The organism is uncultured Methanobrevibacter sp., from assembly GCF_902788255.1.
Lineage (GTDB): Archaea > Methanobacteriota > Methanobacteria > Methanobacteriales > Methanobacteriaceae > Methanocatella.
Genome location: NZ_CADAJR010000022.1, coordinates 33,760 through 42,020, shown reverse-complemented (window position 1 = coordinate 42,020; position 8,261 = coordinate 33,760). Strand labels below are relative to the sequence as shown.

General features: G+C 35.6%; 8 protein-coding genes. 6 read left to right on the top strand and 2 right to left on the bottom strand.

The features are described from left to right. The first annotated feature begins 195 nt into the window (after positions 1-195). The 6 genes from hemC to QZV03_RS07050 all read left to right on the top strand — a co-directional run bounded on the left by hemC (position 196) and on the right by QZV03_RS07050 (position 6,001). On the top strand, positions 196-1,065 hold the full coding sequence (gene hemC / locus QZV03_RS07075; RefSeq protein WP_296875303.1) for a hydroxymethylbilane synthase: 870 nt from the start codon (positions 196-198) through the stop codon (positions 1,063-1,065). Between the two features lie 14 nt (positions 1,066-1,079). Then, the gene (locus QZV03_RS07070; protein ID WP_296875301.1) at positions 1,080-2,036 is read left to right on the top strand and encodes a Gfo/Idh/MocA family protein; all 957 of its coding nucleotides are present in this window, start codon (positions 1,080-1,082) and stop codon (positions 2,034-2,036) included. 9 nt (positions 2,037-2,045) lie between these two features. Beyond that, a complete protein-coding gene (locus QZV03_RS07065) occupies positions 2,046-2,657 on the top strand; it encodes an orotate phosphoribosyltransferase-like protein (RefSeq protein WP_296875299.1) in 612 nt (203 codons plus the stop codon). A gap of 83 nt (positions 2,658-2,740) precedes the next feature. Beyond that, positions 2,741-4,657 carry a cation:proton antiporter gene (locus QZV03_RS07060; protein WP_296875298.1) on the top strand — a complete coding sequence of 639 codons (1,917 nt, stop codon included), beginning with the start codon at positions 2,741-2,743 and terminating at the stop codon, positions 4,655-4,657. A gap of 11 nt (positions 4,658-4,668) precedes the next feature. After that, entirely contained in the window at positions 4,669-5,085 is a 417-nt protein-coding gene (locus QZV03_RS07055) for an HIRAN domain-containing protein (protein ID WP_296875296.1), read from the top strand. Then, positions 5,072-6,001, top strand: a complete 930-nt coding sequence (locus tag QZV03_RS07050) for an ARPP-1 family domain-containing protein (protein WP_296875294.1) — start codon at positions 5,072-5,074, stop codon at positions 5,999-6,001. The genes QZV03_RS07055 and QZV03_RS07050 overlap by 14 nt, the downstream gene beginning before the upstream one ends. Here QZV03_RS07050 and QZV03_RS07045 read toward each other — a convergent pair. Further along, positions 5,981-7,657, bottom strand: a complete 1,677-nt coding sequence (locus QZV03_RS07045) for an N-6 DNA methylase (RefSeq protein WP_296875292.1) — start codon at positions 7,655-7,657, stop codon at positions 5,981-5,983. The genes QZV03_RS07050 and QZV03_RS07045 overlap by 21 nt on opposite strands. Further along, on the bottom strand, positions 7,647-8,216 hold the full coding sequence (locus tag QZV03_RS07040) for a restriction endonuclease subunit S (protein WP_296875290.1): 570 nt from the start codon (positions 8,214-8,216) through the stop codon (positions 7,647-7,649). The genes QZV03_RS07045 and QZV03_RS07040 overlap by 11 nt, the downstream gene beginning before the upstream one ends. Positions 8,217-8,261 lie beyond the last annotated feature (45 nt).

The following is an 8,261-nucleotide window of genomic DNA, read 5'->3' as shown; positions in this document are numbered from 1 at the left end:
ATAGAACAAGGACTTTTAACAAGATTCATGCTAAAACTAAATCATTGGAACATAAAAAATGAAAAAGAAAAAAATCACACAAGTTTTTGAAAGAGCCTAATTGAAACATTTAATAAATATTAATTGTAAAAATTAATAATGTAACAAAATCTTGTAAAAAGATTTTTGAGATAAATTTAAAATAGGAGATAATTAATGATTGTAGGAACACGCGGTAGTCAATTAGCATTGGCACAAACAAACCAAGTATGTGCTGATTTATCTAAAATAACCGGAGAATCAATAGATGTAGAAATTATCAAGACCAAAGGAGATAAAATTACTACATCCCAATTATACAACATGGATTCAAAAGGCCTTTTTACAAAGGAATTGGATATTGCCCTTCTAGAAGAGGAGGTTGATTTTACCGTCCATAGTTTTAAAGATTTGCCGACAGAATTAGATGAAGATTTGGAAATCGTTGCAGTTCCTAAACGTGAAACTCCTAATGAAGTACTTATTTCTAAAAAAGACTGGAATGAATTAGGTCCAGGTTCAAAGCTTGGAACCAGCAGCCTTAGAAGAGAAGCATTCTGTAATCATTACAATAAGGAATTTGAACTTAAACCTATCAGAGGCAACATTGAAACCAGAATTCAAAAGGCCCTTGAAAGTGATTTGGATGCAACCATAATGGCACAGGCAGGATTGAAGAGATTAAATCTGACAAAATATATCAAAAATGTATTTCCGCTAGATTACATCACTCCACCAGCAGGCCAGGGAGCATTGGCAATCATCACACGTAAGGATAGCGATAAAAAAGAAGTAATTTCTAAACTAAATGATTACATTTCAATGCAGGAAGTACTGGCAGAAAAGAAAGTTCTTGAAGAACTTGGCGTTGGCTGTCAATGGCCAATAGGTGCAATTGCACAAATGAATGACAATAAGTTTAATATTTATTCAATCTTATTAACCAAAGAAGGAGAAATCCTTAAAGAGCAAACTGAAAATGGATCCGTTAAAGATGCAGTTGAACTTGGCAGACGCATCGGAAAAATTTTCACAGATTACGTTTAGACGGAGGAATTAAATTGAAAACTATTAACGTAGGAGTTGTAGGAGTAGGTGCGATGGGTGAAAACCACGTTCGTGTCTACCACAAAATGGAAGAAGCTAATTTAGTCGCTGTAAGTGACGTAAGTGAAAGAGCCCTTAAGAAAATTGAAAAGAAATATGGTGCAAAAGGATTTACAGATTACAGTGAATTACTTGAAAACCCTGAAATAGAAGCGGTCAGCGTATGTGTACCAACCACATTCCACCATGACGTGGTTATGGAAGCCATTAAAAATGGAAAACATGTCCTGGTTGAAAAGCCAATAGCTTTTACCGTGGAAGAGGCTGAAGAAATGATTGCTGCCGCTAAAGAGGCAGGAGTTCTGCTTGCAACAGGACATGTTGAGAGATTTAATCCTGCTGTTCAAAAAGCTAAAGAACTTATTGATGACGGAGTTATTGGAGACGTAGTATCCGCTTTTGCAAAAAGGGTCGGTCCACTCCCACCAAGAATAAAGGACGTTGGTGTTTCAATAGATTTAGCTATTCACGATTTAGACATTATGAACTATTTGTTTGAAGAGGAAGTAACCCAGGTTTACGGTACCATGAACTGCAGTTTTGACGACAGTGAATTTGAAGACCATGCAGAGATTATGGTCAACTTTGACAATGAGTCAACAGGTATCATTGAAGTAAACTGGTTAACACCATACAAACGTAGAGAACTGGAACTTACTGGTACTGCAGGAATCATATCAGTCGATTACATCAAACAGAGTATCGAAGTGTACGGTAAGTTTGCCCAAGATATTCAAATTAAACATGAAGAACCACTTAAAAGTGAGTTAAACTCCTTCTTAAATGCAGTAATGAATAATGAAGAGCCAGAAATAACTGGTGAAGACGGACTTAAAGCTCTTAAAATGGTTATTGCTGCAAATCGATCCTCCAAAGAACATAAGCCAATCAGATTTGAAGAACTCGAATAAGGTGATAATGTGAAACAAAAATTAATAGAAAAAGCTCAAGAACTCAGACAACACGGTTTTACTACCGGTGAAATAGCTGATGAACTCAATGTAAGTATGGACACCGCAAGATGGTTAACCCTTCAAAAAGCAGCTGAAGTGAAAGCTGAAGCACCAGTGGATTTTGCTATTAATTGGAAAAGTATTGGAGGAAACTCAACCCGTTTGAATTATGTTTCCGGTGCTTTAAGTGACATGGCATTATCACATGGAGATGTCGACACAGTTGTAGGTGTTGCAGTAAGTGGAATTCCATTTGCAACCGTAATGTCTGATCTGATTGAAGACATGAGCGGTTTAGATACCTCACTGGCAATATTCCACCCTCACAAACACAGAAAAGATGCCGATGAAAGTGATGACGAAGGTACAATCAGTACCAACTTCGGCAGTGTTGAAGGCAAAAAAGTGGTAATCGTTGATGACGTAATTACCAGTGGAAAAACCGCAAAAGAAGTTATTCATACTGTAAAAGACTTAGGTGGAGAACCTACCTGCGTTACAGTATTGATTGATAAGGCAGGACTTTCAGAAATTGAAGGCATACCTGTTGAATCTTTAATTAAAGTAAGTAGATTATAATCTACTACATTTTTTCTTATTTTTTCGAACACCACACAATTTTTTCAAAAAGGATTAAAATGAATATTTTACTATTGCAAAATATGTCAATAATCCTTATTACAGCTGTAATAGTATTATTGATATTTAACAAACTAAAATTACCTACAATGATAGGGTTATTTATAACCGGAATTGTATTAGGATACGTAGTTAATGATACAAGTATCATATCCACATTTTCAGAGTTAGGTGTGATATTTTTACTGTTCATTATTGGACTTGAGTTTTCTGCAGAAAAATTCTCGGCAATCAAAAAGTATGCATTGATTGGAGGCATACTCCAGGTAGTGATTACTGCCGCCCTGATTTCAATATTGGGATTGGCTTTGAAACTTAGTTTAAACAGTGCGATATTTTTAGGACTGCTGGTTGCCTTTTCATCAACCGCTATTGTCATGAAGGTAATGCAGCAAAAACACATTACCCATTCAGTTCAGGGAAGGGTGAGCTTGGGTATCCTGATCTTCCAGGACATTGCGGTTATCATCGTTATTCTGATTACACCTCTTCTGGGAGGACAGGCCTTAGACCTGCATACATTACCCACATTACTGGTTAAGTTCATAGGACTAGGATTGATAATAATTGCCGGAGCAAAATGGTTTATACCATTAGCCCTAAGAGATGCGGCAAAAACTAAAAACCGAGATTTATTCGTGCTTTTGACATTATTCATCTGTATGGGTACAACATTTGCAACCAGCCTCATTGGAATCGGGCCGGAACTTGGAGCATTCATAGCGGGACTGCTCATTTCAAACACTGAATACTCCCATCAAACATTAGGTTATATCCAACCGTTTCAGGACGTTTTCATGAGCCTTTTCTTCATAAGTATAGGTCTAATGGTAAATCTGCATCTATTCTTATCAAACATATTTATCATCGTTGCGCTGACAATAATAATACTCCTGATTAATTTTGCTGCAACATTCATAACAGGAATGGCTCTGAAACTGCCTGTAAAAATATCAGTCAGCATTGCAATCCTCTTAAGCCAGATAGGGGAATTTTCATTTGTCCTTGCAAAAGAGGGTATGAAATATGGGCTTATGAACAATGAGTTTTTCAGCATATTTTTAGGAGTGAGCATACTCACCATGTCTGCAACCCCATTCCTAGAGAAACTGACTCCAAAAATCGTCAAGGAATTCGGTAAAATTTCCTACTTCAAAGTTGATGAGGAACTTAAAACATTGCCGGAAGAACTGGAGAGTCCAAAGGAAATCAAGGACCATGTTATTCTGGTTGGTATGGGACGTAACGGAAAGCAAATTGCAGAGGCATGTAAACAGTTCCATATTCCAATTCGCATTGTTGACATGAATCCCGTTATCGTTGAAAACCAGCAGGCTTTAGGTTTGCCAATAATTTATGGAAAGGCATCAAATGAAAGTGTATTAAAGGAACTAAACATCACTTCCGCACAGTGCATCGTCATTTCTGCCTCAACATATGAAGAGACAATGAAAACAATTGATGCCGCAAGGCGTCTGAATCCTGATATCCACATTATCGTGCGTACAAAATCCCTGAAAAGCATTGATGACGTTATTGGCGCCGGTGCAGATGAAGTCATACCTAAGGAATTCGAAACAAGTATACTTATGTTTACAAGAATAATGGATTACTACAATAAGGACATCGATGAGATTGCCGATGCCGTGAACGATTTGAGATCAGACAATTATGACGCATTCCGAACCGTTACTTCCGAGGACATTTCAACCTATCTAAACTACAAGTATACCGATTTGGAAATCGACTCCCTTAGAGTGGATGAAAATGCACATATTGATGATTTTCCTTTTAAAGAAAATAATTTGAAAGTAACTGGAGTTGTCAGGGGAAAAGACACATTCATTGAAATCAAACCGGATTTTAAATTCTTTGAAGACGATTTAATACTGTTTATCGGACATAGGGAAAACATTAATAACTTCTTTAACTCAATTTAATTACAGGTGATATGATGTTTATTACAGTGATGGCATTTAACAATTTTCATGGAGACAAACCGCTTAAACTGGGCGGAATCATAAAATTAGTAAAGGAACCAGACAACAAGCATGATACAGAAGCGATAGCCTGTGAAATGAGATATTTTGGAAAAATAGGCTACGTTGCAAACAGTACCAATACTGTCATTAAAGGATGCATGAGTTCCGGAAGAGTTTTTGACAAAATCACAGATGAATATTATGCCAAAATTAAATTCATCACAGGCAGTACAGTAATTGCCAAAATATTATCAGCAGATGAATTTATAAAGGAAATTGAAAATCCTGAAAGTGATGTTCACTACCTAAGTGAAAATCCTTCAAAAATAGATATCGAATACATTAAAAATCATTACATACCAGATGATGAAAATGATGAGTCTTGATAATGACATTGAGCTTTTAGCACCGCAGGTGCATGAAAACTTAGCAGTTATTCCTTTAAAAACACAAAGGTCATACATTGATATGCTGACCCTTAAAAAGGGCATGGAACTGGGATTGGTTGAAGTCAAGGAATGTGAAACATCCCAGGTAAACACAGTAATCGTTAAAAACAATGCAGTTGCACCACTGATTCTGATTGACGGTGAAGAGATAATCGGTGGTGACCAGAATCGTATCATCAATTCAACCATTCTACTCGAGGCAAACAGTGAAATGGCAGTCCCTGTAAGCTGCACAGAAAAGGGAAGATGGGCCTACAAAAGCGAGTTCAAGCAATCAGAATATATGGCAAACTACAATACCAGAAAAGCAAAAAGGTATGCTGAAAAAACCAGTCAACATACACAGGACGTAATCTGGTCATCAATCAACCAGCTTGAAGTTGAAAACAGCTTCGCATCACCTACAAGTGCAATGGAAGAGAGTTACGAGAACTTAAAAAGCACCCATGAATCAATAATCCATGAATTTGAAGTTGAAAGTGAACAGAACGGTGTTTTAATTATATTAAATGGGGAAATTCAAGGTTTTGAAATATTTCTAAATCCTGAAATCTATAGGGAATTTCACAAGAAAATCCTAAAAAGCTACATTATAGATTCAAAAATTGAAAACAACACATTTGCGGTAAATGTTGATGAAGCAAAAGACATAATTTCAAAAACATTCACCTCATCATATGAAAAAAGGGAAAACCTTGGTCTTGAGGAGATCTTTGAATTTGAAAATGATGACGGCATCGGCACAGTATATGCATATCAAAATAAGATCATACACATGTCCTATTTTCAAAAACTAAAAAAAGAGATTGAGGATGAAATCGACGAAGGCATCTCACTTGAATCTGATACCTAATTCATCCATCATTTTTTCAATTTTTATATCCAGTTCATTGATGTTTGAGTCAATTTCCTGCTTTTCAGCCACCAAATCATCAAGAGATATGAACTCACCGTCAAATGTATCCACATAACGTGAAACTGACAGATTGAACTGATTGTTTTCTATTTCATCAATGGAAATCAGATTGGAATATTTATCAATGCTTAACTTGTTTAAAAATACATTTTCCATTTTGGAAAGAGTTTCATCATCCAGAACCAGATTTTTTCTAAATAAACCAGGATAGGTCAGTCTGCTGCGCTGTGTTTCATAGTCTGATGACATGTCTATGAACAGAACATCACTATTTTGCCTGTTTTTCTTAAATACCATGACTACTTCAGGTCGTGAGCGTGAAAACTCATTTGGAACACGGATAACTGTATCGATATAATTCTTCTCTAATGTAAGATATTTCCTCAATATTTCAAGTGATGGTTTAAACAGGAAATTTTCTGAAATGCAGATAGTCATGATTCCATCGTTTTTAAGTGCTTCAATCAGATTAATCAGGAATAGAAACTCACTGTCCTGAAGTGATTCATATTGGCCTTTGAAATTGGAATTGGAATCATCTTCAAAGCCTATTTCTTCAACAAGATTTTCCAATGCCTGATTCAATTTGAGATTCTGTTTGAAAGAGTCCTCAGTTATATCCAATTTTTCAAGCAATAGATTTTCCACTTCACTGCGCTTGTTTCTTTTTGCAATTTCCATACTTTGATTGAAATTGGAAGTGTGATAGTTTTTTATTGAAATTGGAATTCTGGACAATATCGCATCAAAAGATCTTCCATTGAAATCGATTGAATCAAATGCATCTTCCCTTTTTAAAAAGACATTGTTTAGAGAAAAATTGCTGATAAAGAATTTTACAACATTGTAAACATAATTTATATTGTGAGAGTCCTTACCGTAGCAGTATCTCAATTCATATCCAATTTCCTCACGTAACTTCATTAGAGTGTCTCCATTTTTAATAAATGGATCATAAGCTGAATCAATGGACTTTTTCTCACAAACCACCAGTTTGGACAAAATTTGCGTAATCAATTCGGGATTTGAATTGACATGGACAAATCGTGAAGCTGAAACTATATCGAACACGTCTTCAAATGGAAACTCATCTCCAGTGACCTCCAGTCTTGAAATCAGCACGATTATTTCACACAAATCATTAACCTGTGAATCGTTTAATTGAGATATATCAATGCCCTCACGAATGATATTGAAAAAATCCTTGAAATATTTTAGATTATGATATTCTGAGTTGAATATGATATTTCTTGGAAAAACTCCTAAAAATTCTTCTAAAAATCTGCGCTTTGAGGTTTTGCTGTTAACTAATTCATCAATGAAAGCATCAGATTTTTTTATAAAAAAACCATTCATGTGCAGTGAATCAAACAGCAGCTGTTCGTAAGAGATTTTATTCCTGTAAGCCTCATCAATGGTCAGTTCCTTGTCCTTTAGTTCATCCATTAAAAAATCTTTTATAGAATCTGAGCAGTATTTGTAAAAGAATGCATAAAGAACGGCATAATTGGTGTTAAAATGGGATTCTGCCATTCTTAATTTGGACATGATGCGTTTTAAAATCTTATAATTTACAGGTTTTTTAGCAATCATCGTCTTCACCCCATAAATCATTTAAGATTGCTTCCTTAAGATGCCTGTCATAATCAACCTGGCGCAAATCTTCCATTATCTTTTCATCAATGGTGTTTAAAAGTTCCCCGTATTTGACTTGTGTTTTAAAATCAGGAACAGTAAGCATGAGCTGTTTTATTTCTTTAAGGGAAGTGTGCGGCATCTTACCGCTACCTCCCATTATATGGAGTTGTTTTTGAATATGAGCATTTGCAAGTAAATGAGTGATAAATTCCGGATCGTATCCATTTTTAAGCCTGATTATTGCGATTCTGTCACTTATCAGGAGATCCTTATCCTTTACACAGACCACCTCATAGGGATGGGTCATCTTCATCAGTATGTCATTTTCCTGTGTAAAATATCTTTCCTTAATATCGTGTTTAAGAGAGATTTCTTCAAAATCAGATAGTTTTCCATCTCCACTAAAGGATCTTTGAACTATGATTTTGAATTTATCCCCGTCATCATTCAGGTATCTCCTATAGGACAAGCCTGATATGATTTCCGCTATTTCTTCTAACATCACTTTTTGCATTTTAATCCCTTTCAAAGAAAGTTATTATTAATAATGGTGGTTGAA